This window comes from Vibrio chagasii (assembly GCA_041879415.1).
In the GTDB taxonomy this organism is placed as follows: Bacteria; Pseudomonadota; Gammaproteobacteria; order Enterobacterales; family Vibrionaceae; genus Vibrio.
In genome coordinates, this window is record CP090852.1 from 151362 (window position 1) to 178014 (window position 26653).

Sequence of the window (26653 nt, forward strand, 5' to 3'; positions counted from 1 at the left end):
ATGACACCCCAGTTAACCCGTTTTACGTTGTTGGTTGAGTTTGTGTATTAAGCGTGTTGCTTGATGGCTGTTTACCATGAGTCGATTGATGAGCTGTTGCAGCAGTTCGGCTTCAGGCATGATGTGCTGCTCTGTGGTTTGCGCTGCAGATATAGCAAGCTCAAGTACCTCATACATCTCGTGCTTAGATGCAATGGCGATGACGGCTTTTAACGTTCTCGATAAATCATCGGGTTTATCATCCGAGAAGATGGCGATTAGCTCATCAATTTCATTTTCTAATTCATCAACTAAGTTGTTTAAACACTTCAGCTTTTCATTACCTTCTAGCTTATTGCCCTCGAGCAATGGGCTCCGAGATATTTCTTCTTCTGTAAGAGGCAGTTTGTTCTTAGGTGGACGAGTTAGCATGGTGACATTGCTATTACTCGTTTCGGTTGAATGGCGAGAATGAACAGATTGGTGTCTGTTTATCTCAAACTGATGATGAAACTCATTAATGGCATTTTGTAAGCTGTTTTTTTGCAATGGTTTCGTAAGGACAAAGTTCGCCCCTGACACAAGAAACTCGTCATGAGCCTCTTTAAATACATCCGCAGTACAAGCAAAAATAACCGTAGTTAACTTAAGTTCATTGCGGATCTTTTGAATCGCCTCGATACCACTCATGTTCGGCATGTGATTATCCATAATGATTAAGTCATATCGGTTTGTAGCCAATTTATCGAGTGCCTGCAGCCCGTCGTAGGCATTCTCAACAGTCATGTTTATAGATTCACAGAACTTCTTGATAACCATGGCGTTGATTTTATTGTCTTCTACGAGCAGCACAGTGAAGTCATTGAGCGTTTTATTAATGCTGGTGGACGCTTGTTCAGTGGTTTGTTTTTCAAGTTCGTGCATTTCTAATGGCAAGCAAATAGTAAACCGAGTACCGACATTCAGTTGGCTGGAGACATTAATGGTTCCCCCCATCAATTCAACCAGTTGTTTGACTATTGATAACCCTAAACCCGTTCCGCCAAACTTACGCGTTGTAGATAGTTCTGCTTGCTCGAACGCTGTGAAGATGTGGTCAACCTTGTCTTCAGCAATACCTATGCCCGTGTCGGAGACCATAATGTTGACCGATGGTGGGGTAGTAGGGGCGATCGCGAACTCGACTTCGACCTTACCGGACTCGGTAAATTTGACGGCATTTCCGGCTAGATTAAATAAGATTTGGCGCGTTCGTGCTGAGTCGCCAATCAGTTGAATATTGGTTGGGATATTATCCTTAATAACAAAAGATATTCCTTTATCGGTGGCGAGCGGCGTTAGCGTTTTGTCTAGGTGTGTAACAACGTCGGTCACAGAAAACGGACTCAGTTCGAGCTCCATTTTGCCTTGCTCAACTTTAGAAAAATCGAGAATGTCATTCAGAATGGTGACAAGGTGCTGCCCTGAGTCGATGATGATTTGTGCCTGTTTCCGAGTATCTGCGCTTTGAGAATCTTCTTTGATGATTTGTGCAATACCTAATACGCCGTTCATAGGGGTTCTTAGTTCGTGACTCATTGTCGCTAGGAACAATGATTTTGCCTCACTCGCTTTTTGTGCCTTATCTGCTGCTTCTTGATAAGAGAGGTTGTTACGTTTCAGTTCAAAGAGGCGGTGAATGAACAAAACCAATGAGAACGCAAACGTAAGCAGTGCAAGTGCGATGATTAACTTGACGGTTAGCCCCTTTAACTCGTCTTGGCTATCCGTTAGCTGATGCTCTATTTGCTCAATATACTCCATGCTATGCACAGAGAGTACTTGGGATAAGAGTTGGCTTTGCTGCTGATTTAATTCGGTAAATGTCTGAGACAGCTTGGCTAATTCAGAATTGCTTTCAGCTTGGATAGACGCTCCAGCGAATAGGATGCTCTTGAGCATTTCACTCTGGATACTCAGCTGCGACTTGGGGGCAAAATCAGAGCTCGCAGACTCTGTGTTGGTGAGTAAAAGGGTAAGGGATTGTAGGATAAACTGACGAGCAACACTTAACCCCACCAAGTTGTCTAGCGTGTCGACATTAGACATGGATGCGTTGTGGAAATGCTCTAAAAGCTGGCGAGTTTGTAGACTTTGGAAAAACGTAGAATGTATGTTCTTTCCTTGATAGCTCAAGTTGAGTTCTTGTAGTTCCTTTTCTAGCGTTACCAAGTTCTCTGATAGCTGATAAGGGTTTGAAATTCCGGTGAGGGCGCTGTTCGTTATCTGATCACGCATCTCTAGGACTTCATGGCCCAACTCTCGAATTGATTCGCCATATTTTGCGACTTTTTCATGTTCAAAATAGGTAAGCATAATGAAGCTCACTAAGCCTATAAAAAGCGAGATGAACAATAAAAAGATGAGCCTGATCTTATTCATTTTCAAACTCCACTAGCATTTGAGGACGTTGCCCAGTTAGCGTCTCAAGAAACACCTTGATGTCATTGATTGTTTGTTCTTCAAACGTTTTACCAAGTTGACTTTCACCCATTATTTTTATCGCCTCTTCTAGGGTTTCGGTTTGGCCGTCATGGAAATAAGGCGCCGTAATCGCGACGTTTCTTAAGCTCGCGACACGAAACAAATGCTTGTCTTGTGGTTGCTGAGTAAACATAAAGCGACCTTGGTCTTCACTTCGCTCAGAGCCTGTTTTTGATAATCCGAAGTAACCAAAACGCATCACCATGCCTCCACCAATATTGGTGCCTTGGTGGCAACGAATACATCCTTCTTCTTGAAATGTTTCCCAACCACGTTTTTCAGCAGCGGAAAGTGCAGCAGTGTCGCCACGTAAATATCGGTCAAAAGGGGAATCGGGTGTGGTTAAACCGCGCATAAACTCAATGAGTGCGGATTTGACGGAGGCGGTATCAATAACCATTTCTTGGCTTTTAAATAGGTCAATGTAGGTGGGTGACTTAGATACATAATCGGTTATGAGTGCCCAGTTCGAATCCATTTCGTCCACATTATGTACTGGTCCGTCTATCTGATCTGAAAGGTTGTTTACCCTGCCATCCCAAAAGAACCGGTAATTGAAAACTGCATTGAAGACTGTAAGAGAGTTGCGCATTCCGGCACCATTTACCCCTATTGATACAGGAATCACCTCAGCACCGTTGGTTTGAAGGCTGTGGCAGGTTTCGCAGCTGACGCTGCGATTAGAGGAAAGATTTGGGTCTTTGAAGAGTACCCAGCCAATTTTCGCCAGATCGTGATCGATTTCAGTGGTGTTAGGAATTGGAAATACTTTGATATTAGAGGTCGTGAGTTGACGGGTTTTATGCGTGTCGCTTGCGTGCGAATCCGAGTGAGAAGAATCAGCAGGGTGATGGTCTTTGTGTTCAAAGGAAGAATGAGAGTTTGAAGATGCACCATCATAAACCAGTATAGCGATCGAAACACAAATAACAGTTATGCTTATTCCAGCCAAATAGGATGTCTTCATAGCTCAGTTCCATCTAAATTTAATCCATTAAATCAATTCAGGATCCGTCTGAATTACCCCTTATTTACCTTGTGAATTATAAGGGTTCTTTTATAAATCTAGTTTCATAAATCTAATGTTGCAAGATAAGGAGTAGGGATAGGAAGATTGGCTGGTAGATACAGAAAAGCCGTGGAAACTACTTTGAGTCACCACGGCTTTGTATATGACTATGTATTTAATTTAGTTGTTCACTCAAAATACATGGTTCAGATTTGCTTATTTAGCCTGAGCAGCTGCCGCTTCAAGTTGCTTAAGTTTGCCTTGCAGCATGTAAGCGTTTTGGTTGAAGTTGCCTGGGTTCAATACTTGGCTGTTCTGCATTGGGTAGTCAGGTAGCGTTTGCATGAACTCTTGTACTTTGCCGCCAACTGGTACGAATAACCACATGTTGTCTGCCATCCAGCGTAGGTACATGCCAGACTCGTGTGGTGCTTTTTCGAATGGGTCAGCACGTAGGTGTACTACTTGTGGCCAGTTTGGTTGGAAACGCACAGCATCTGTGATGTTACCGTCCATAACTGCGAATGAGATCTTGAAGTCATTCCAACGTACCGCGTTTAGCTCTGCGTTCGCTGAGAAGTAAAGTAGGCTGTCACGAGGACCTTTCTCTTCTTTACCTTCGAAATAAGGTAGGAAGTTGTAACCGTCTAGGTGTACGCGCCAGTTTTTACCGTTGTAAGTAGCACCTTTGTCAGACGCTAGCTTCTCAACCACTTTGTCATCACCAGCTGCTGCTAGTAGAGTAGGGATCCAGTCTTGGTGCGCCATGATGTCGTTGATCTTGCTACCCGGTTTGATTACGCCAGGCCAGCGAACTAGCTGAGGAACACGCATACCACCTTCGTAAGTTGTACCTTTCTCACCGTGGAAGTAAGTCGCACCGCCGTCAGGCCAAGATACTGTCTCTGCACCGTTATCGGTAGAGTAAATTACGATAGTGTTGTCTGCGATCTTCAGCTCATCAAGCTTGTCTAGAAGGATACCAACTTGGTCATCGTGCTCTAGCATGCCGTCAGCGTAGATGCTGATACCAGATTTACCTTGGTATTTTTCTTGTAGACGAGTCCACACGTGCATACGTGTTGTGTTGTGCCAGATAAAGAATGGTTTGTCAGCTTTCACTGCTTTTTCCATAAACGCTAGAGATTCTTCTAGGAACTCTTCATCCGCGTGCTCCATACGCTTACGCGTCATAGGGCCTGTATCTTCGATCTTACCGTCAGCAGTAGACTTGATTACACCACGTGGACCGAAGTTCTTACGGAACTCAGGATCTTTAGGGTAGTAGTATGTCTCTGGCTCTTCTTCTGCATTCAGGTGGTAAAGGTTACCGAAGAACTCATCAAAACCGTGGTTCGTAGGAAGGTGTTTGTCTTGGTCACCCATGTGGTTCTTACCGAACTGAGCTGTCATGTAGCCCTGTTCTTTAAGAAGGTCAGCGATAGTTGGAGCCCAGTCTGGGATACCGTGATCAGAACCTGGCATACCAATGGTAAGTAGGCCTGTACGGAAAGGTTCTTGACCTGTTAGGAATGCAGCACGACCAGCTGTACACGATTGTTGACCGTAGTGGTCAGTAAATAGTGCGCCTTCGTTAGCAATACGGTCGATGTTAGGTGTTTCGTAACCCATCATACCGTTGTTATATGCACTGATGTTGAATACACCAATGTCATCACCCCAGATAGCAAGAATATTTGGTTTTTCTGCTGCTGTCGCTGCTGAAGAAGCTGCTAATAAGCCAACACCTAATGCTAGTTTATTAATTTTAGTACCCATAAGGACTCCGATTCACTTTTAAGATTAATGCGTTAGAACAACACATCGATGGACAAATGTTATTCCCAAAACCGTGTTCCGTCCTTTTATAGTGTTTATAACCAATCGTTATGATGTAGGGTTAACTTATTGATTAATTGGGGTTTAAGTTTATGGTTCTAATAAACCCTTAGTTTACATGTGTGATCCCTATCAAGTTTGTCGATGCAAATTAAACCAGTAAGTTTTGTATCCGTGTCTCAATAAAAATGACAAAAAGATTAATAGCTTACGGAATCTCGCGCATGCGTAAAAAATGAACTATACGTTGTAGGGCAGGATGCAAATAACTTACGAAGAGGTTTCTATGACAGCGAAATATGGCGTCAAGCGTCGATTAGCGATTTTGGGGACAGCGATGATGGCGGCTTCCACCACCACATTCGCCGCCGAAAAACCAAATATTCTCGTCATTTGGGGGGACGACATTGGTCAATCCAATGTTAGTGCTTACACCTTTGGCTTAATGGGTTATCAAACACCGAATATTGATAGCATCGCTAAAGAAGGCATGATGTTTACTGATTACTACGCAGAGCAGTCGTGTACCGCAGGTCGCTCTACGTTCATTACTGGTCAAAGTGTATTACGAACAGGCTTAAGTAAAGTAGGTTTACCCGGTGCGGATATTGGTCTTCAAGCAGAAGATGCTACGATCGCAGAACTGCTCAAACCTATGGGTTACATGACAGGCCAATTTGGTAAAAACCACTTGGGCGACAAAGACGAATTCCTTCCGACAGCACATGGGTTTGATGAATTTTTTGGCAACCTTTACCACCTAAATGCTGAGGAAGAACCAGAGAATGAAGATTATCCTAAAGACCCAGAGTTTCGTAAGAAGTTTGGGCCACGTGGCGTTATCAAGTCATTCGCTGACGGTAAGATTGAAGATACTGGTCCTTTAACGCGTAAGCGTATGGAGACGGTTGATGAAGAGACACTAGACGCGGCTCTCGACTTTATGGATCGCGCAGTGAAAGCCGACAAACCATTCTTTGTTTGGTGGAACGCCACGCGTATGCACTTTAGAACACACGTTCAGCCAGACAGTAAAGGTGTAACCGGCATCAGTAACTATGCCGATGGTATGGTTGAGCACGATAGACACGTTGGTCAGCTACTAAAACAAGTGGATGATTTAGGCATCAAAGACAATACCATTGTTTTCTACTCTACGGATAATGGTCCACACATGAACTCGTGGCCAGATGCAGGTACAACGCCATTCCGTGGTGAGAAAAACACCAACTGGGAAGGGGCATACCGTGTGCCAGCAATGGTTCGTTGGCCGGGTAAAATTGAACCTGGAACTATTTCTAACGAAATCATGCATCACATGGACTGGATGCCAACATTCCTTGCAGCAGCGGGTGATGATCAGATCAAAGAGAAGCTACTCAAAGGTCATACCGCGGGTGATAAAACCTTTAAGCTTCACCTAGATGGCTACAACTTCCTTCCTTACCTAACGGGTGAAGAAGAAAAAGGTCGTCGTCATGAGATCTTCTACTTTACGGATGATGGTGATTTAGCGGCGCTTCGTTATAACCAATGGAAAGCGGTATTCATGGAGCAACGAGCTACGGGTACTATGCAAATATGGGCTGAACCGTTTGTGACCTTGCGTCTTCCTAAGTTGTTCAACCTTAGAATGGACCCATACGAAAATGCTGATATCACCTCGAACACATACTACGACTGGCTGCTTGACCACGCGTATATGTTCGTTCCAGCACAAGCGTATGTTGGCAAGTTCCTAGAAACATTCGCTGAATATCCACCACGTCAAAAAGCGGCGAGCTTTAGTTTGGATCAGGTTATGGAGAAACTTCAGGAGTCCCATAACAAGTAATCGACGGTTTGGATATACCAACTGTATGAAAAGAGCTCTTCGGAGCTCTTTTTTATGAGCGTAATAGTGAGCAGCCACATGTCCTGAATATGAATCACAACAATCGAGCTTATGGTCACTAAATAATTGTAAATTAGTTGTTTTTGCGTCTACCTTATTAAGCATAAGGATGTATAAAACAAGGAATGTTATGTCTGCATTGTTGTGCTCACTAGTGAACGGATTGAAACACCAGCGAGTTGCAGTATTATCCGCGATTATCACGATATTGAACTTCAATGTTTACGCGAGTGAACAAGCGTCGCCTATCAGTGATAAAGCTACTAAAACCGTGTCTAAATCTACAGAAAACGGCTCGTTAGCCACGTACATAGGCTCAGAGGCTTGTATTGATTGCCACAGCGCAGAAGTAGAAGCTTGGCAGGGCTCTCATCATGACATGGCGATGAAGCACGCCACAGATGATTCCGTTATAGGTAATTTTGATAACCAAACCATCACGCATCAAGGCAAGCCAAATCGTTTTTTTCGCAAAGGTGGTGAGTTCTGGGTCAACATTGAAGGGCCAGATGGACAATTCAAAGATTACAAAATCAGTTATACCTTTGCCTTTGAACCACTTCAGCAATATATGGTTGAGTTTGAAGACGGCCGTGTTCAGCTGATTCCTTTTGCTTGGGACTCTCGCACCAAGAGTGAGGGAGGACAACGCTGGTTTCACCTCTACCCAGATACAACCAACACCGATGAATTTTATTGGACCAATAGCGGCCAAAATTGGAACTTCATGTGTGCTGATTGCCATTCAACAAACCTAGAAAAGAACTATGACATGGCAAGCAACACCTACAGTACAACTTGGTCTGAAATCAATGTAGGTTGTGAGGCGTGTCATGGCCCTGCAAGTGAGCACGTTGAACAAGCAAAGCAAGCTGCTCATTCTCCTAAAGCCAACAGTGGTAAAAGCGCTCAACTCACGGCGCATTATGGTTTTGACCGTGATTTGTCTAAGTCAGTCAAAGAGTGGGTTTACCAAGAGGGTAATTCAACCCTTCAACCGAAAGACATCATTCATACCAACCAAGTCCAGACCTGTGCTCAGTGCCATAGCCGACGTACACAACTGAATGAGACTGCTGATCATGTGAAGGGATCGTTCTTCGATAAATATCGTCTTAGCCTAATTAGCCCGGAACTCTATCATCACGATGGTCAAATCTATGATGAAGACTACGTTTACGGTTCATTCTTGCAGTCAGCGATGGCTGAGAAAGGTGTCACTTGCACTAACTGTCACGATCCTCATACCGCAGAGCTGAAAATTGCGGAAGAAGCTGTATGTAGCCAGTGCCATATTGCATCCGAATACACACCAGAAAAACACACCTTCCATGAGGCAAACACAGAAGCTTCAAAATGTACCACTTGCCACATGCCTGAGACGACGTATATGGAGGTCGATCCGAGACGTGGCCATAGCTGGCATGTGCCACGTCCAGATATTAGCCAACATATTAAAACGCCGAACGTGTGTACCAGTTGCCATGAAGACAAAACCGATCAATGGGCCGATAAGCAAATTGGTCAATGGTTCCCTGATTCTAAATATCGAAACCAACAGCATTTCGCTGTGGCTTTTTACGCGGACTCAATAGGGCATAGAGGCGCGGAAGATGCACTGGCGTATTCGGCTCAGGATTCTAGCTTAAGTAATATTATTCGAGCATCAAGCTTGGAGCGCTTGTCTGGTAACACGGGTAAGAACACTCTTATTTCATTAGCAAGGGCAGTAAAACACGACGATGAGATGATCCGTCTAGGTGTTGTACAAGGTTCATCTGGTTTCCCGTTTACCGACCGCTGGCAGATTCTAGAACCACTGCTTACTGATCCAGTATTGTCTATTCGTTCAGAAACAGCTGGCGCGCTAGTTCGTTATTGGGGAGAAATGAATCCGCTGCAGAAAGATCAAATCAAGCCTGCATTGGAAGAGTACATTGAGATACAGCGCTTTAATGGTGACAGAGGTTTTGGAAGAACCAATCTGGGTAATGTTTACCGAGATTTAGGGAAGCAAGAACAAGCTATTGAGTACTACTTAGGCGCTATAGAAATTGAGCCATATTTCGAGAACAGTTACGCCAACTTGGCTGATCTGTATCGGGCTTTGGGCGATGAACCTAAAGCACTAGCAACCTTGAAGCAAGGCATCCAAGCTCAGCCAAAATCGAGTGTATTGCCATACAGTACGGGGCTGTCACTGCTGCGAATAAAAGACTACGACCAAGCGACACGTTATCTAAAACAAGCGGCAGAAACGGCACAAACCGACCCGCAATATTGGTACGTGTATGGCTTAGCATTGGAAAAATCCGATGTACTTGCGGCGAGCCAGTCATTATACAAGGCTTATCAATTTAGCCGAAACCCTCAACATTTGTATGCACAGTGTGAAGTGTTGGCGCGAAACAGCCATATACCGGGTGTGCCGAAAGCATTTGAACAGTGTATTTCATCATTGAGTAAATTGGCACCACCGGAGGCAATTAACCAGTTGAAGGCTAGGCTCAAATAAAACGATGAAGTGACCTTGGTTATGGTGTTTGTAACGTTTTACACCATAACCACTTATTGCGTTTATAACCAATAGTTATCGAGCTTGTGAGTAGGATGTACGCAGCCAGTTTGAATAAAGGAAGACCTATGAACCATGCGCAACAAGCAATAAACCAACTGATTGAACAAACAGAAAAAAGTGTTATCGGACAGAGTCACGTCGTTCGGGCTCTGGTGATAGGGTTATTGACCAATGGGCATGTGCTTTTAGAAGGGCTTCCAGGCACAGCGAAAACGCGTTCAGTAAAGTCGCTTGCCAACTTATTAAATACCAGTTTTGGTCGAATTCAGTTCACACCAGACCTATTGCCATCAGATGTGACGGGTACAGAGGTGTATCAAGAGCTAGACGGGAAACCTCAACTGCACTTCCAACCGGGGCCTATCTTCAACAGTATTGTCCTAGCCGATGAAGTGAACCGTGCGCCAGCTAAAGTACAAGCGGCACTGCTTGAGGCGATGGCAGAGGGCACGATCACAGTAGGTGGTCAAACTCACATCCTTCCTGACCTATTCATGGTACTCGCTACTCAAAACCCCGTTGAGCAAGAAGGTACATACCCGCTACCTGAAGCGCAAATGGACCGTTTCATTATGAAAGTGACGGTCGACTATCCAGAAGATGAAGCAGAGCGCGACATCATTCGTTTGGTTCGCAGTGAAGAGCTAGGCAATGAGACCAGTTCCGAGCTAGTGACTCCGCAGCACATTGAACCTGAATTAGTGCTTGAGGCACGCCGCCAGCTTCCAGAAATCGCGGTATCTGATTTAGTTGAAAACTATATCGTGGCGTTAGTTATGGCGACTCGAAAGCCGGAACGTTACCCAGAATCTAACTTGTCCAAATGGATTGAAATTGGTTCGAGTCCACGTGCTTCTATCGCTCTAGATAAGTGTGCTCGCGCTTATGCTTGGCTACAAGGCCGTGACCATGTCACGTTAGATGATGTTCGTGCCATGCTGCCAACTGTGTTGGGGCACCGATTCTCACTGTCTTACGATGCGCTTGCTGACGGGGTCGACCATCAGAGAGTCGTTGAAGAGCTACTTGATAACGTAGAGATCGGATAACAAGGGGGCGTCATGGCGAAGCCAACACAAGCTCCCAAATCGCAAGGCTTTGATCCAAGGCTGTACTGTGATTACTCAAAGTTAGTGCGAATACAGGCGCAAGCTGAGTCGTTTTCTCTGTTACCTCACCTAAAAGCGGGCAGTGTCCTTTCGGGAAGACACAATTCGTTGTTTCGTGGTCGTGGTTTGAACTTTGAAGAGTTACGGCATTACCAACTCGGTGATGATATCCGTAACCTCGATTGGAAAGTGACCATGCGAACTGGGAAACCACATGTTCGTAGCTATACCGAAGAGAAAGACCGTAACGTGATGATCTGTGTAGACCAACGCAGCTCTATGTTCTTTGCCTCCCAAGACACCATGAAGTCTGTCGTTGCCGCTGAACTGGCGGCATTGTGTGGTTGGCGAGTTCTTAAGGATGGAGACCGCGTCGGTTTTGTTTTGGCGTCACACCAAAAGCTATTTCACACAAAAGCGCAGCGTTCTCAGTCTGATTTGCTCTCCCAACTCAAACACCTTGCTAAGGCGAACCAAAGCTTGGGTGTTAATGTAAGCGACAATGAAGGAGTCGGGTTTACTCAATGGATCGAATTGATTAAGCGAATGAGGTTAAAACAGTCGACGTTAATCTTCATTAGCGACTGGCGTGATTGCCAAGAGCATCACCTAGACCGTTTGAAACAACTTCAACAGCATAACGATATCCTCGCCATCATGGTCACTGACCCATTAGAGCGTTCACTGCCAAGAGATCTTGCAAGCGCAAACTGGGTGGTGGGTGATGGTCGTTTTCAATTGAGCCTAGATAGCCAATCTAAGGTAAGCCTTGCAAGCGAGAGCCTAGCTCAGAAAGCTGCACTTCAAAAACAATCTCTAGCTAAATTAATGGCGATGAAAAACCTTCCATATATCGAATTAGACACGTCTGGCAATCATATTTCCCAGTTACAAAAGTTAGTGGGAGGGCGCTAAATGACAGTCGAACACGCGCCTCCTAGTACTTATATCCTGCGTGAACTTCACGATGTGGCGATACCTAATAGTGTTAGCTGGGCGCCACAAACCATTGGTTGGAAGATCCTTGGCGTTATCTTGTTACTAGCGGCTCTCTACCTGGCCTATCGTTTGGCTCTAAGATGGTGGAATAATCGCTATCGAAAAGAAGCACTTAATGAATTGATGTTATTGGATGCGAGAGACAAAAACTCCCCTGAGCAGGCCTTTAAAGTGCTTAAGGTTGTACTTCGTTACCTAGACAGCAGTAATGCAAAGCTGTTTGGGCAAGCTTATGTGAAACGTTTGAATGCGTACCTTCCTGTGAACGGGCAAAGAGAGAGTAACAACGCATTCTTTGCTGAGGAAATCTCAGGACTATGGATGCAAAGCCTCATTGATCCAAAGGTACGCTTGACCTTTGAACAGCGCACGGAAGTCATTCAAACCTCTATGATGTGGCTAAAACTTCATAAGCCTGATGTTCAAGTGCCGGTTGAGGGGAAAGTAAATGATTAATCTCTTCTCTTCTAGCTTTGAATTTGCACATCCGTTGTGGTTCGTTGCACTGCCTTTGCCTCTGTTGGTCTACTTAGCGGTGCCTGCATATCGCACCAAACAAATGGCCATTAAAGTGCCGTTTTTCCACGAATTGGTGGAAGCGATTGGGGAAGCACCTTCTGAAGGGGCAAGTCAATTGACGCCAAGCTGGTGGCAACGCACCACACTCATTATTACTTGGGTTTTGGTTGTTTGTGCCTTAGCTAAACCGACCATTCTTGGTGAACCTCAAGTGCGTGAACAATTAGGTCGAGATGTCATGGTGGTCGTTGATTTATCTGGATCAATGGCAGAACAAGACTTCACATCTAAGCAAGGCAAGAAAATCTCTCGCTTGGAAGCAACGAAAGAGGTGTTGGCAGACTTTGCGAAAACCAGAAAAGGCGACCGCTTAGGTTTGATCCTGTTTGGTGATGCTGCGTTTGTACAAACTCCTTTCACTGCCGACCAAGATGTATGGCTAGAACTATTAAATCAAACGGATGTTGCTATGGCAGGGCAGAGTACTCACTTGGGTGATGCGATTGGCTTAGCGATAAAAGTGTTTGAGCAGAGCGGTAAGCAGATGTCTGTCGAACAAGCCCAAAACGATATCGAACGTGAGAAGGTGGTGATTGTACTGACTGATGGTAATGATACGGGCAGTTTTGTAGAGCCAATTGACGCTGCAAAAGTGGCTAAGGCGAAAGGGGTTCGTATTCACGTGATTGCGATGGGTGACCCTCAGACTGTGGGTGAAGTAGCCTTGGACATGGAGACCATCAAGCGTATCGCCTCTGAATCTGGCGGTGAGGCATTTGAAGCGCTAAACCGTGATGAACTTAGCACAGCCTACGAGCAAATCGGTCAACTTGAGCCTCAGTTATACGAAAGCACAACTTATCGACCTAAGCAGGGCTTACACCACTATTTAGTGGCAGTCGTTGTACTCATGTATCTCACTGCATTTAGCCTTGCAACGGTAAGACGTCGCCGTGCCGTTCGTTTGTCGAACCTTGAAACGAAAGGAGAGAGTGATGTTTGATTCTCTCGCAGTTCAACAGTTCTTTACTCAGTTTCATTTTATTCGCCCACTCTGGCTCTTAGCATTCGTGCCGATGTTTTTCTTACTTTGGTTACGTTGGCGAGAAGAGACTAAACCGAGTTGGAAAGACATTCTGCCAGAGCATTTACGCAATGCGTTGACGATTGGTGAGACCGGGTGGCGAAAACAACTGCCACTCAAGCTGCTGATGGTTATCGTGACTATTGCGATTATTATTTGCTCAGGGCCAACGTGGCAGCGTGAAGCATCGCCATTTGGTGAAGACAAAGCCTCAATGTTGGTGGTACTTGATAATAGCGAATCCATGCTAGAAAAGGATTTACCTCCTAGTCGCTTAGAGCGCTCGAAGCAAAAAATTCGAGACTTATTGGCGGCGCGCAAAGGCGGTAATACAGGTCTAGTTGTGTATGCAGGAAGTGCACATGTCGCGATGCCGGTTACTCAAGATAGCAAGGTTTTCGAACCGTTTTTGGCAGCAATTACCCCTGAAATTATGCCTGTTGATGGCAAAGCGGCTGAGAAAGCCCTGCCTTTGGTTCAACAACAATTGTCTGGTGAGCCTGGCTCAACCGTGTTGCTAGTATCTGATGGTGTGAATCCTACAACCATCAAAGCGTACGAACAATTTTTCAATGAAAACAGTTACCAACTGTTGATCTTGGCCGCGGGTAATAGCCAAATTGTGAGTAATAACCCAGTAGACCTTGATTCATTGCGCTCGCTAGCCAAAGCCACGGGTGGTCGCTTGATTGAAGTGACAGTAGACGATTCTGACATCAAAGCACTTAACAGTGCGGTAGAACGTAACATGCAGCTCAATGGTGAATCTTCGATGCCTTGGAAAGATATGGGTTACGGCTTGTTGTTCCCAATTGCCTTCATTATGTTGCTTTGGTTCCGCAAAGGTTGGCTCGTGCAATGGTGTCTAATTGGTGTTGTGACGACAGGTGCTTTTTATGCGCCGAACTCAATGGCAGAAACGGTCAAACTGACGGCGGACAGACCTGTTGAAGTGGAAACGTTATCGGCTTGGGATAAAACCGCCCAATGGTGGTGGGATTTATGGCTGACACCAGACCAACAGGGTCAGCGATTGTTAAACCAACAACAATACTTAGAAGCGGCGAAACACCTTGAGGATCCACTTAGAAAAGGTGCCGCTTACTACTACGCACGAGAGTTTAAACTTGCCCATAGCGCGTTCTTACAAGTCGACAGTGATTTTGGTTTGTACAACGCGGCCAGTGCTCTAGCAAGGCAACGAGAGTATTTGGCTGCACGAGATTTGTTGAAAAGCTTAAATGATAAGCCTGACCTTGACCCTAATTTAAAGCCTGACGTACAGCACAACTTGGCCGTGGTTAATGGCATTGTTGAAGAGGTTAACCGAACCAGTGAAAGCCAAGCAGGGACGACAGATGGCCCTGAAGAATCGTTTGAACTAGACGAGGACAAGCCACGTACGGGCGATGGTGCAGAAGAAGAGACAGTTGCTGAGCTCATGCTAAAAGAAACGCTCAATGCGAATGAGATTCTTGGTAGTCAAGAATTGGCCGATAAGTGGTTAAAGCGAGTGGAAGCGGATCCTAAGTATTTCCTTCGAGCTAAGTTTCAAATCCAATTGCGCGAACCATCACCAGTATCTAACGAGGAGCAAAAGTAATGAGTTATTGTCAGTTTTTGTCTCTCAGTTACTCTAGAGATTCGAACTCAGTTAAGCCGTTAAGTCATGTACAGCATGGTTTCGTCGTAATGTTGATGGCTCTGCTTATCACCTTGTGTTCCTCTACAGCCTACGCTCGTGATATTTATGATCTTCAGCGCAGTGGTGATGTTGAGCTTATCGCATGGGTCGGAGAAAAACCGAAATCGGGCGATAAGATAACGCCAGCTAAGGTAAGCGTTAATGAGCAAGTGATTTTGAATATCGAAGTCGCGACACCACGTTGGTTTACGGGTGGCACACGCATCGGTAGCATCGAAATCCCGAACGTGATTGCCAAGCAGCGTAATCAGCTTGCAACGAATTACACCGAGAGAGTAGGCGGTACGACTTGGTCTCGCCAGCGCTGGGAAATCACTCTTTATCCGATGGCATCGGGTGCTTTTGTTATTCCTACCTTGCCTGTGAGTGTAAAGGTGTCAGCTCCCGATGGTTCTAACGTGACTGGTACACTTTATACTCAACCGATCAAGTTTGAAGCTTCGCTACCTTCTGGGTTATTACGTGAAGACTCGCCTTGGTTCGCAGCAACGGATGTTGAGGTTGAACAAAATTGGCAACGTTCTAGTGATGAACTGAAAGTCGGCGATGCGATCACTCGAACAGTGACTATTAAGGCAAAGGATAGCTTATCTGTATTGCTACCTAACGTACTAACTAACGAATCTACACAGCAGTATCAAGCTTATCCGCAACCGAACCGCCTGGATGATACCCAAGAGCGAGGAGACTATCGTTCAAGCCGAATTGAAGAATCAGTCTATGTCATTCAACAAGGTGGTGAACTGACGCTTCCTGAATTCTCGTTCCAATGGTGGAATAGCGACAAACAACGTTTAGAAGATGTCGTAATCAAAGGCGAAGTGTTTGAAGCCAAGCACACGTTGCAGTCCTTTGTAAAAGCCTATATGTCGGTATTCATCACGATTGGTTTAGTGTCGTTAGCATGTGTTTTGCTGTTTGTTATTGGTAAGCGTTATTACGCGGCTCGACCAACACCGACGTGGTTAGTGATGAGACGCCTGCTTAAGCACGGCGACTGGGCTGCGTTACGAACGTTTATTTACACTCAATTACGATACCAAACGACGGAGTTAGAGTTATCGAAAGCTAGCACAGAAAAGTTATGGCTGGATGATAGCACTGCACTTCAGCAAGGACATGAAGATAAGAATGTGTTTAAACGTTTGTGGAAAGGGTTAAAAAAACTCGCCAATGACCGGAGTAACTCTCATGTAATTCGCTCAATCGCAGGTCGCTTGAAAATTCCTAAAGCCTTGCCAGACTTAAAAGACAAAATTAAGTAGGCATGTGATGCACTGGTTCAATTGAAATACCCATAAAAATTCGGGGTTTATCGAGGCATTACGCACAACTTTTAGCAATTCGCATCGAACATAATCGGCAGGTTCTCTACTATAGGGAACCTGCTTCTTTAATATGGAACTGTATGAAAAGTACCGAGCTAAATTTAATTCCAATATTTGTCGCTATCTATGAAGAGCAGAACTTATCAAGAGCTGCTAGCCGCATGGATATCAGCCAACCTGCTGTGAGCAAAGCACTTGCGAGGTTGAGAGATATCTATGATGAGCCACTGTTTCACCGTACCACTTCAGGTGTTGAGCCAACCACTTTCGCGATGGATATCTACCCAGCAATGGCGGCGGCACTGAAGAACTTCACGTCGACACTGTCTGCATCAAGAGACTTCGACCCTAAAACCTCTGGCCGCGTTTTTTCTATCGCCTGTGTATCTGCGGCCAGCTATGAAATGATGCCTAGGGTGATGCAATTGATCAGCCAGGTAGCACCGGGTATTGCGTTGGAAATTCACCCTCTGTTTACTGAAGACTACGAGTCTGACCTGAGGCTACAAAGACACGATGTGATCATCGATATGACGCCAAGAGGCCGAACGACGCTCAAGCACGAGGTCGTTTCCACTGAAGAGCTGGTGGTTGTATGCCGAGAAGATCACCCGTCAATCGGTGATACCATCGATATGGAGCAGTTTTTATCACTTGAGCATGTTGTGGTATCAAAATGGCACGCACGCCGAAGCTTATTGAGCTCTGATCATTTCAGAGACTTAGAAAAGCGTAGGGTAGTGTACCGAGCTGCAGGGGTCGTTGAGATGCTGCCAGTGATCGAGAGTTCTGATTACATCGGAATGCTACCTATGTCATCGGTGCGTTGTTTCTCCGAAAAGTACAAGGTGAAAACACTCCCTTTACCATTCGAATTGGACAACCTCGATATGTGTATGATTTGGCACCCAAGCCGCACTAACGAACCAAGCCACAAGTGGTTACGCGCCAAGATCAAAGCCGCAGCAAAAGAGGTCTCGGCTTAGCGCTTTCGTTAGCTGAGTGGTGGTTTCGTAGGCCCACTCCAGACGCTTTTATTACGTCTGGAGTAGGGTACAAACGAGTCATTCCACATAGCTTGAAGCGACAGCCTATACTGATGCTTGTGATGCTTGCTCCGCATTGCCAACAAAATAAGAGACCCAATCATCGATAGGTAGAGGTCGAGCAAAGAAATAGCCTTGCGCGTATTTACAGCCTATCTGACGTAAGGTTTTGACATGGCTTTGTGTTTCAAGTCCTTCCGCAATGACTGAAAAATCAAGTATCTGAGCAAGTTTTAATACTGCACATGTGATCTCGTAATCGACCTTAGATGAGTTGATGTCTTCGATAAAACTACGGTCTAATTTAACGCAGTCAGCGGACAGGTTTTTTAGTACCGAAAGAGATGAATAGCCGGTACCAAAATCATCAATTGCGATCTTATAACCCTTAGAATGAAGCACTTCTATGGTTCTCGAACAGGTTTCAAAGTCTCGCATCATATCTCTTTCTGTTATCTCAAGTAGCAACTGATGCGGTTTGCAGTCGGTTTCATCGAGTATGACTTGGAGTTGTTCAGCAAGATCGGTCATGTAAAACATTCGCGCTGAGAAGTTGATAGAGAAAGTCACTCCCTCTAAATTGATTCCAGAACGTTGCCATTCAGTAATTAGGTTTGCCACTTTCTTAAATACCCATTTATCGATGTCGATAATCAGGTCACTCTTCTCTGCCACTTCCAGAAAATCCACTGGTGGAAGTAGGCCTAGCTTCGGGTGTCGCCAACGAACAAGTGCTTCTGCCCCAATGATCTCTTGCGAATCTAAATCGACTTTTGGTTGGAAAAACACTTCTAGTTCATCGTTAGCTACCGCTTGATGCAACCCCATATTGGTTTCGATGAGATCGTTCACTTCGTGGGTCATCTTATCGGCATAAACCCGGTACTGGTCTCTACCATTGCGCTTAGCGTGATACATGGCGGTGTCGGCGTTTCGAATTAAAGTTTCACCGTTAGCGCCGTGAGTTGGGTATTCACATACGCCGATACTGGCCGCAACAAATATTGAGTTGTCTTCGGTATAGTAAGGCTTACGAAGTGACTGGTTTAAACGCTCTGCTAGCTGTTCGCCTTCGCTCAAGCTGATGTTAGAGAACACGACCATAAACTCATCGCCGCCCATTCGTGCAACAAAACCGTTAATGCCAACAAGGGTGGTTAGGATATTCGATACATTGATAAGTAGGTTGTCACCTTGTCCATGACCGAGAGAATCATTGATGGTTTTAAACTCGTCGATATCTAAATAAAAGAGTAAGAAACGGGAATCTTGTTCAAGTGAACGTTTGATCTCTTCATCCAGTTTTTTTGTAGCTAACAGTCGGTTCGCTAACCCTGTTAATGGGTCGTGGTGGGCGAGAAAGTCGAAGTTCTTTTTCTCCTCTGTTAGCTCTAGATAAGCTTCAGACAACCTTCCTGCCATGTCATTGTAGGCTTTCTCCAAATGAGACCATTCATCGTTTCTGCCAAGTGCAATAGGTTCTCTCAAGCTGCCAGATTCTAAGCGGTCAAAACCGTGCTTAAGTGCATTCAATGGTTTTTGAATGTGGTTCCTTACCACATAGTTAAGCAGTAGTAGAGACAAGATAACGGCAGATAAACTGATCATAATGGCGTTGAGTCGTGATTCGCCGATCTCTTCTTCCAATTGAGCGGTAAGCGCCAATGCTTGATTTTGAACGCGTGACTCTGTGTTCTCTACCATTTCGAGTAAGTCACTTTGTGCATCTAAAAGCGAAGCCATCACCAGCCAGCGTTGCTCAAGGTTGGCACGAATTCGTTTCAACGCCGCGTTATAGCGTTTAACTGTTTTCTGAATGCGCTTCTTCTGTTCAATTACTGCCGAAGTTTCAATATCAACGTTTTCTAAGTGCAGTAAGAATATGTCGAGCTCTTTTTCGACTTTAATCAAAAGCACTTTTTCTGTTTCTGGCGTAATGCGGCTATGGATATCACCGACCATTTTTCCTGAAGTAAGAAAGGACTCTCGCAACATGTTCATGAGATCGAGCTCGTTGTTATAACGAATAAAGTCATGTTGGTTGAGGTGTTTGAGTTTGCTGTCGGCAATAGCAAACTCCAGTTGGTTCAATTGTGCCGCTAAGGTGGCATCTATTTGATTGGTTTGCTTGAGTATTAGATTGAGTGCAAGTGAGCTACCCAAGAAACGATGGAAGTTATCAATGAACGCATCGATCTTCTGTGAAAAACCTTCATTGGTCGATAGGTCTCTGAGCTTTTGAAGTTGGTAGTCAACGTTAAATGCTTCTTCCGACAAGGTGTTATCACTGAACAAAAAGGTTTGTTCGAGCAGTTTCACTCGAGAGGTAAGCGTGAAAACTCGGCGGCTGATCTCTGAATTCACAATCAACTCAGATACATGTGTTGAGGTTTCGTTTTTAAGTGTCGACTCAACATAATATAAAGAGCGAATCACCATGATCACAGCAAGGCTGACGATAAGTAGCGAAATGAAGTTGGAGATGATGAAACGCTGGGTAATGTTTATTTGATTCAGTTTCATTGCGGCTTCCAAATATTCAAATACGCTTCGCGGTAGCCATTTTTAGGGTCATAAATACCAGTCGCTTCGTTGTTAATCAGCTCTGCGACGTTGTTTGGAGTCACGAGGTGAACAGGCGCAGAATAACCACTTGGTGGCATGCTATTGAATGCTCGGTTGAGTTCGTCAACGATTTGCCAACCTTGTAGGTATAAAGGCTCTGGAACAGTCGCTGATTGGAACTGATCTCTGTTGATTCGCTTGTAGGCGGCTTTGCTACCATCCCCCGCAGAAATATTGTTTGGAATCAGTTTGTTTTCTTCTAGGTTAGATTCTAAGGAGGGGATGGCATAGTCGATATACAAGTCGTTTATCGCCAAAATATGCGTGATATTGTCTCCGTATTTTTTATCCAGCATCTTCAAGGTAGCAGGCATCTTTTGGTCGATTTGATCGAGTGGTAGGTAGATAAGCTCCAGAACATCACAGTTACGACACTGCTTGATGGTGTCGACCATAGCGTTAGCTTTAATCATCGCAATTTCGTAGTTTGGGTCTGTAAACACCACAATTTTTGCTTGTTCGTTGGAGTCAACAATCGCAAGCAAGGCCGCAACTTCAGCGACATCTAATGGGTCGGTCGTGATATTCGTGAAGAGACCAATATCAGGATCTCCACCTGCTAACTCCGTCGCGTGCCAGCCAATGATAGTAATTCCTAAATCTTGAGCTTGTTTTAAGATCTTTTGGTGGCGGACAGCATCAATTCCACCAAGCACGATTGCATCTGGGTGAAAACCTATTGCCTTTCTTATTGCCGCACCTTGGCGAACTTCAGAGCCTAGACCGTCGATAAAACGCAGGTGCCAATCAATGTTGGATATCGCTTCTGATAACCCTTTACCTACGCCATAAACACCGCCGTTGCGCAGATCCGAAGCTACAAAAATAATGTTCTTTTCATGGCGCACGGCAGGACCTTCCGTTGGGCCTCCCCATGTGACTTGGTTTGATACAGCACGTGTGACTTTGTTTTCTGCGTATTTGAAAAATACGTCCTCTGGATACCCTGCAAAACTCGTTGAGCTGCAAGTGATAGCAAGCAATAAACTCGCAAAGTGAAATGTTCTATTCATCGGCTCTATAAAAGTCTTTAAATTATTATCTCTCTATATTTATAATATTGTTAATAAACATTCAAACACTTGGTAACATTTATGCTGGGTCAAAATTATAAAATCCTTTTACCTCTGCTCCTAACTACTTGTTTTATGGTTTCACAGCCTGTGAGCGCTGATGGGGAAAGGCCTGACAGTGATTTTGAAAAACTTGAAAAATTTCAAGAGACTGTAAGCGGAGAGCCCATTTCTTTAGCAACGAAATCTTCTGAAAAGCCCGTAAGGATCGCTTTAATTTATCCAAGTGCAGATATTTCTGATTTCTGGATACGTAATTTCATCGCGTTGAAGGAAAGATTGATTGCCTTACAGCTTAAATTTGAGATTGATGAATTTACATCTAGGCAGATCGAACACTCACTTCAAACTCAATACACCGAGCAAGTTCTTAGCTCTGAAAAACCCTATGATTTTGTCATTTTTGGACCATCAGAGTTGGGTATACAAGCCGGTAATATCCAAAAACTGTCGGCTTCCTCTGACTTTAAAACCTTCATTTGGGCATTTCACACGCCAAACGAACAGTGGACTCACCAACCTGATAGTTGGTTTGATTTTTCCAGCGAAATGGGAGCCGAGGTGTTGTGTGACCACGTGGTCAAAGAGCTAGGTAACGACGTGAAGTTTTCCGCTAACCGAGGTATTCCAGGTATTACAGATACACAACGCTCTCAAGGGTTTATTGACTGTGTAGAAGAGAAGGGCGATTGGTTAACGGTTTATGAGCATTTTGGGCAGTATCAAAAAATTGGTGGTGCTGATGGGATCCGTTTGGTTTTGGGTAACTTTCCAGAAGTGACCATGGTTCACAATGCGAACACGGCAATGACGATGGGTGCTGTAGATGCACTAGGCGAAGCAGACAAGTTGTCTGAGATATATGTGACAGGTTGGGGTGGAACCGCAAAAGAGATAGAGAAAATCCGATCTGACGAGCTTGATGCAACACCAATGCGAATGAGTGATGATCTGGGGGTTGCCACTGCAGAAGCCATCAAGTTTCACTTGGAAGGTCGACAAACAGAAGTGCCGTTGATTTATCTAGGCAGAATAACCGTGGTGCACAACAAAATGGATGATGAAGAGTTGAGTCAGTTAACGCGAGAGGCTTTCCGTTATTCAGGCAAAAACTAGTGCACCGAACGTTACCGGTACTACAGCAAAGAAAAAGCCGCTTGCCTGTATTAGGTAAGCGGCTTTTTTATCGTTCGTAATGCACAGGTTTAGTGCCAATGCTTTTAGTCGACGATTTCTTTCAATACCTCACCAATCGAACCACTTGGCTGTGTGATGCCTAGCTTATTAGAGAGGGTCGGTGCTATATCATAAGGTGTAACTGCTCGTGATACCTTTTTAGCTTCAACGTCATAACCTGCGAAGATAACCGGTACATGAGTGTCGTATTTCCATGGCGAACCATGTGTCGACGCGATCTGAAGACCTTCCATGTCGTTGATGTAGCTGCGCGGTGCAAATACAACATAAACGTCACCAGAACGAGCTGGGTGATAGTTGTTTTTGATGAGCTGCATCACATGGGTATCAGGTACTCTGTTCTTCGCTATGTCACTGCTTGAAACAGCAAACGCTACGCCTTTTATTTTGGCAATCTCATCAGCCATCGCTTCTTGCACTTTTGCTAGGTCAAGTTTCTTCTCAGCAATAAGGTCATGATTCAGATAAATGTAAGGCTGTGCATACAAGCGAATTGCATCTTTAGATAAACCGAATTCATCTTTCAATCGCTTCTCGACACCGCTTGAAAGCAGAGCATCTTTGTCGAAGTATTGTGCCTGACTAAAACCAAGCGCATTTGCCGCAGGCGATGCTTCAGGTACGCCATGGTCGGCGGACAAAACAATGAGTGTTTTATCTAAACCCACTTGGTCATCGACGGTTTTTAAAAGTTTCGCAATGGTTTTATCAAGTCGAATCAAGTTATCTTCAGTTTCTAAACTTTCTGGACCGTAGAGGTGAACCACATAATCGTTCGATGAGAAGCTAACCGATAGGTAGTCGGTGGCATCGCCTTGCCCAAGTTTTTCTTGCATTAATAGTGTGCTGGCAAAGTTTTCAGTAATCTCATCACCTGCTGGGCTCACGGTTAACGTGGTGCTGTAATATTTATAACTCGCTGGGCCGTAAGGGTGAGGGAAGGTGCGTTGGAAGTCACCTAGCTTAACCTTGTAATCGGTATCGTGCTCTTGAAGGGTATACTGTTCACGCGGTAAAGATAGTTCCCATTTCTGTTTCGAGTATTGCGCTGCAACTTTCTTTTCATTCCAACGAGATACCCAATCTGGGTATTCATCATAATAGTAATCACTCGTGACAAATTCAGATTGCGCTTTAGAGAACCAGAAGGCTTTGCCACTGTGTCCCGCTAAAGAGATTGCACCACGATCTTTAACTGAAACACCAAAAACCTTTGATTTTCCGCTATTTGAGATCATCAGCTCGTCACCAAACGTGGTCGAGAGGATTGGCTCGGGAGAACGGCCATCGCCTTGTGCTGCTTTTTGTGTCGGGTCGATTTCTGTCGCTTTGTCGACACCTGCGCCAGAAGTGAGCATGGTGTAGTTACCATCCTCTACGTTATACACTAAACGCTCTTCACTACGGTCGTACCAAACATTACCCACCATGCCGTGAACGCTAGGTGGAGCACCCGTAGCCAGAGAGACGTGTCCTACAATTGTTTCCGTGTTGCCATGCTGATAATTGGCATTGGTGTAATACGTGCCATCATCCATCAAATACCGAAAGCCACCTTCACCAAAGTTATGCTTATAGCGCTCTATAAGATCGGCACGCAGACCATCAACCGTGATTTGAAGAACCAAATCTGGTTTCTCTGCAGCTGTTGCGGGCAAAGCACAGAGTAGAGCAAGTGTAAGACCTGAAAGCTTGGTGTATTGCATAGAGTGTCCTTATTCAGTATTGCCGTAGCGTGAAAACGTTTGTGTCGCATGAGTTCTGTTTATCGTTATAAACAACGCGATAAACTTATTCCGCGATGCGCTTAGTCTGCGTCTTTAACTAGGCGCAGTCCCATGTCAGACATGGTGATGGATTGGCTTGCGAAATCACGACGGTAACTTTCCGATTCATTTTCGTCATAAGCAAAACTGCCACCGCGAACAGACTTATGTGATAAGCCTACGTCACTGTGTTTAGCGTTGTTTGGATTGTCTGTCGGACCAAATCGGTAGAAGGTGTCATCGAAGGCATCGATAACGAATTCGCCAACATTACCTGTCATGTCATATAAGCCTAGTTCATTTGGTTTCTTTAGCCCGACTGGGTGTGCGCTATTTTTCGAATTTGCTGAGTACCACGCAACATCATCTAAGTTGTTGGAACCACTGTAAGTATACCCTTTGCTCTTGTTGCCACCTTTGGCTGCAAATTCCCATTCAGCTTCTGTTGGCAAACGGTACTCTTCACCCGTTAACTTATTGAGTTGCTCTACGAAATAGTTTGCTTGTTGCCAGCTAAGGTTATTGACTGGAATTTGCGGGTTTGGGAAGTAACTGAGAGATGAGCCCATTACTGATTCGAATAATTCTTGAGTCACCTCAAACTTCGCGATGTAGAAACTATCTACAGTAACACTACGTGCTGGACGCTCGGCTTTACTTGCTTCTGGGCTGTTTGAGCCCATGGTGAATGTCCCACCTTCAACCAACACCATATCTTGATCAATTTGTTGGGCGATAGGGTGCGTTGGCACGCTTGAACAGCCGCTAAGAAGAATAGTCATGGTGACGCCACTAACTGCTGCTAAATGTTTGTAATTGATAAATTTCATCACGTGCCTCAAATGTTCGAAATAGAGGTCAATTCTAACGTTTTCGGTCATTCCAATTGGTTATAAAGGGTATAACATGCCACTGACTTCATTCGGAATTATTATGGGAACAAGACACTAAGATAGGTAGGTAAATCATGCACATTACTCAAGGTCCTCAATATAATGGCAAAGCGTCTAAACGCTTGCATGTTATGGCGAAGCCAATTGGCGCAGCATGTAATATTGACTGTAAATATTGTTATTACCTTAGTAAGCAAGATTTGTTGGAGTACAAGAAAGGCAGTTCTCCAAGAATGGATGATGAAACATTAGAGACCTACATCCGACAATACATCGAAGGTCAAAATACACCTGAGATCATCTTTTCATGGCAGGGTGGAGAACCTACCATGCTTGGTTTGGCTTATTTTGAACGTGTGGTTGAACTACAGAAGAAGTATCAACCTGAAGGTGTATTGATTTCCAATGACCTGCAAACCAATGGCACATTACTGAATGACGATTGGGGGCAATTCTTAGCAAAGAATAACTTCCTAGTAGGCTTAAGTATTGATGGCCCAGAGATGCTGCATAACGCCTACCGTACTAACCGAGCCGGTCGTGGTACGTTCAAGCAAGTAATGGCTGCGGTTGAACTGCTGCACAAACACCAGGTGAAATTCGCGACGTTAACCTGCGTGAACAACCTGACCAGTCAAAATGCACTAGAAGTGTACCGATTCTTACGTGATGTGGTGAAGTCGCCACAAATGCAATTTATCCCAATCGTTGAGCAAAAAACCTTTAGAACGGTTGCACCGCAAACTTCTCAAGTGAGCGAGCAATTGAAGCAGGGTGACAAGCGCCTGATCCCGGGTCATAAAGATTCAATTATGGAGTCGTGGTGTGTATCAGATCTGGCGTGGGGTAACTTTCTCATTACCGTGTTTGATGAGTGGGCGAAAAACGATATCGGCAAAGTGTTCGTGCAATATTTCGAAGCAAGTTTAGAAACGTGGATTGGTCGTCCTAATCCACTTTGTACCTTGAATGAGATTTGCGGAAAAGGCCTTGCTATGGAGCCTAATGGTGACGTTTTCTCATGTGACCACTATGTTTATCCAGAATACAAAATCGGCAATATCCATCACGAGAAATTGGATGATCTGGCGTACAGCGCTTCACAACAGAAGTTTGGCTTTGCTAAATCACGCACATTAACCAGCCAATGTCAGCAATGTGATTATAAGTTTGCTTGTCATGGTGAGTGCCCTAAAAACCGCTTTATCAAAACTCGTTCAGGTGAGCCGGGTTTGAATTACTTATGTGCGGGTTGGCACAAGTTCTTTTCTCATGTTGACAAATCAATGGCGTACATCGCTCGTGCTATGAGACACCCGGTGGCACACGGGAAATACAGCGATTCTGTAATGATGGCGCGTCGTGCCGAGATGGCCAAACAAGCGACGTTCGAGACCAAGTTCTAATTCAAGGTCTATCAATCTTAACGACAATCAATCAGATATGAGTCTAGGGACAGGCTAAATTCTCAAGTTTAAGGTACCACT

General features: G+C 44.8%; 18 protein-coding genes. 11 read left to right on the plus strand and 7 right to left on the minus strand.

Translation table 11 applies throughout. The annotated features are described in order from the left end of the window. Positions 1 to 12: 12 nt before the first annotated feature. The 3 genes from L0991_14830 to L0991_14840 all read right to left on the minus strand — a co-directional run bounded on the left by L0991_14830 (position 13) and on the right by L0991_14840 (position 5290). Positions 13 to 2400 carry an ATP-binding protein gene (locus L0991_14830; GenBank protein XGB64829.1) on the minus strand — a complete coding sequence of 796 codons (2388 nt, stop codon included), beginning with the start codon at positions 2398 to 2400 and terminating at the stop codon, positions 13 to 15. Beyond that, a complete protein-coding gene (locus tag L0991_14835; GenBank protein ID XGB64830.1) occupies positions 2393 to 3469 on the minus strand; it encodes a cytochrome B6 in 1077 nt (358 codons plus the stop codon). Before L0991_14835 ends, L0991_14830 begins: the two co-directional genes overlap by 8 nt. A gap of 258 nt (positions 3470 to 3727) precedes the next feature. Further along, entirely contained in the window at positions 3728 to 5290 is a 1563-nt protein-coding gene (locus L0991_14840; GenBank protein ID XGB64831.1) for an arylsulfatase, read from the minus strand. A 346-nt stretch (positions 5291 to 5636) separates the two neighbouring features. Between L0991_14840 and L0991_14845 the strand changes: the two genes are divergently transcribed. The 9 genes from L0991_14845 to L0991_14885 all read left to right on the plus strand — a co-directional run bounded on the left by L0991_14845 (position 5637) and on the right by L0991_14885 (position 17552). Then, positions 5637 to 7184, plus strand: a complete 1548-nt coding sequence (locus L0991_14845) for an arylsulfatase (GenBank protein XGB64832.1) — start codon at positions 5637 to 5639, stop codon at positions 7182 to 7184. 190 nt (positions 7185 to 7374) lie between these two features. Then, positions 7375 to 9759 (plus strand): tetratricopeptide repeat protein, encoded by a 2385-nt coding sequence (locus L0991_14850; GenBank protein ID XGB64833.1) that lies wholly within the window; start codon positions 7375 to 7377, stop codon positions 9757 to 9759. A gap of 128 nt (positions 9760 to 9887) precedes the next feature. Beyond that, positions 9888 to 10871: a MoxR family ATPase gene (locus L0991_14855; protein ID XGB64834.1), complete on the plus strand. Its 984-nt coding sequence runs from the start codon at positions 9888 to 9890 to the stop codon at positions 10869 to 10871. A 12-nt stretch (positions 10872 to 10883) separates the two neighbouring features. After that, positions 10884 to 11846, plus strand: coding sequence for a DUF58 domain-containing protein (locus L0991_14860; GenBank protein ID XGB64835.1), 963 nt, complete (start codon positions 10884 to 10886; stop codon positions 11844 to 11846). Further along, positions 11847 to 12386, plus strand: coding sequence for a DUF4381 domain-containing protein (locus L0991_14865; protein XGB64836.1), 540 nt, complete (start codon positions 11847 to 11849; stop codon positions 12384 to 12386). Next, positions 12379 to 13452 carry a VWA domain-containing protein gene (locus tag L0991_14870; GenBank protein ID XGB64837.1) on the plus strand — a complete coding sequence of 358 codons (1074 nt, stop codon included), beginning with the start codon at positions 12379 to 12381 and terminating at the stop codon, positions 13450 to 13452. The genes L0991_14865 and L0991_14870 overlap by 8 nt, the downstream gene beginning before the upstream one ends. Further along, positions 13445 to 15136 carry a VWA domain-containing protein gene (locus L0991_14875; GenBank protein ID XGB64838.1) on the plus strand — a complete coding sequence of 564 codons (1692 nt, stop codon included), beginning with the start codon at positions 13445 to 13447 and terminating at the stop codon, positions 15134 to 15136. The genes L0991_14870 and L0991_14875 overlap by 8 nt, the downstream gene beginning before the upstream one ends. 89 nt (positions 15137 to 15225) lie before the next feature. Then, the gene (locus tag L0991_14880; GenBank protein ID XGB65448.1) at positions 15226 to 16503 is read left to right on the plus strand and encodes a BatD family protein; all 1278 of its coding nucleotides are present in this window, start codon (positions 15226 to 15228) and stop codon (positions 16501 to 16503) included. Positions 16504 to 16646: 143 nt separating this feature from the next. Beyond that, positions 16647 to 17552 carry a LysR family transcriptional regulator gene (locus L0991_14885; protein XGB64839.1) on the plus strand — a complete coding sequence of 302 codons (906 nt, stop codon included), beginning with the start codon at positions 16647 to 16649 and terminating at the stop codon, positions 17550 to 17552. Between the two features lie 105 nt (positions 17553 to 17657). On the opposite strand, the gene L0991_14890 is transcribed toward L0991_14885, so the two are convergent. Both L0991_14890 and L0991_14895 read right to left on the minus strand, forming a co-directional pair. Further along, positions 17658 to 20135 (minus strand): EAL domain-containing protein, encoded by a 2478-nt coding sequence (locus L0991_14890; protein XGB64840.1) that lies wholly within the window; start codon positions 20133 to 20135, stop codon positions 17658 to 17660. Next, on the minus strand, positions 20132 to 21250 hold the full coding sequence (locus L0991_14895) for a substrate-binding domain-containing protein (protein XGB64841.1): 1119 nt from the start codon (positions 21248 to 21250) through the stop codon (positions 20132 to 20134). The genes L0991_14890 and L0991_14895 overlap by 4 nt, the downstream gene beginning before the upstream one ends. 81 nt (positions 21251 to 21331) lie before the next feature. Here L0991_14895 and L0991_14900 point away from each other — a divergent pair, with 81 nt between their 5' ends. Then, entirely contained in the window at positions 21332 to 22426 is a 1095-nt protein-coding gene (locus L0991_14900; protein ID XGB65449.1) for a substrate-binding domain-containing protein, read from the plus strand. 104 nt (positions 22427 to 22530) lie between these two features. Here the strand turns inward: L0991_14900 and L0991_14905 are convergent, their stop codons facing one another. Both L0991_14905 and L0991_14910 read right to left on the minus strand, forming a co-directional pair. After that, on the minus strand, positions 22531 to 24213 hold the full coding sequence (locus L0991_14905) for an alkaline phosphatase family protein (GenBank protein XGB64842.1): 1683 nt from the start codon (positions 24211 to 24213) through the stop codon (positions 22531 to 22533). A gap of 101 nt (positions 24214 to 24314) precedes the next feature. Further along, entirely contained in the window at positions 24315 to 25103 is a 789-nt protein-coding gene (locus L0991_14910) for a formylglycine-generating enzyme family protein (GenBank protein XGB64843.1), read from the minus strand. Positions 25104 to 25240: 137 nt separating this feature from the next. On the opposite strand from L0991_14910, the gene L0991_14915 reads away from it, so the two are divergent. Then, positions 25241 to 26572, plus strand: coding sequence for an anaerobic sulfatase maturase (locus L0991_14915; protein XGB64844.1), 1332 nt, complete (start codon positions 25241 to 25243; stop codon positions 26570 to 26572). The last annotated feature ends 81 nt before the right edge of the window (positions 26573 to 26653 follow it).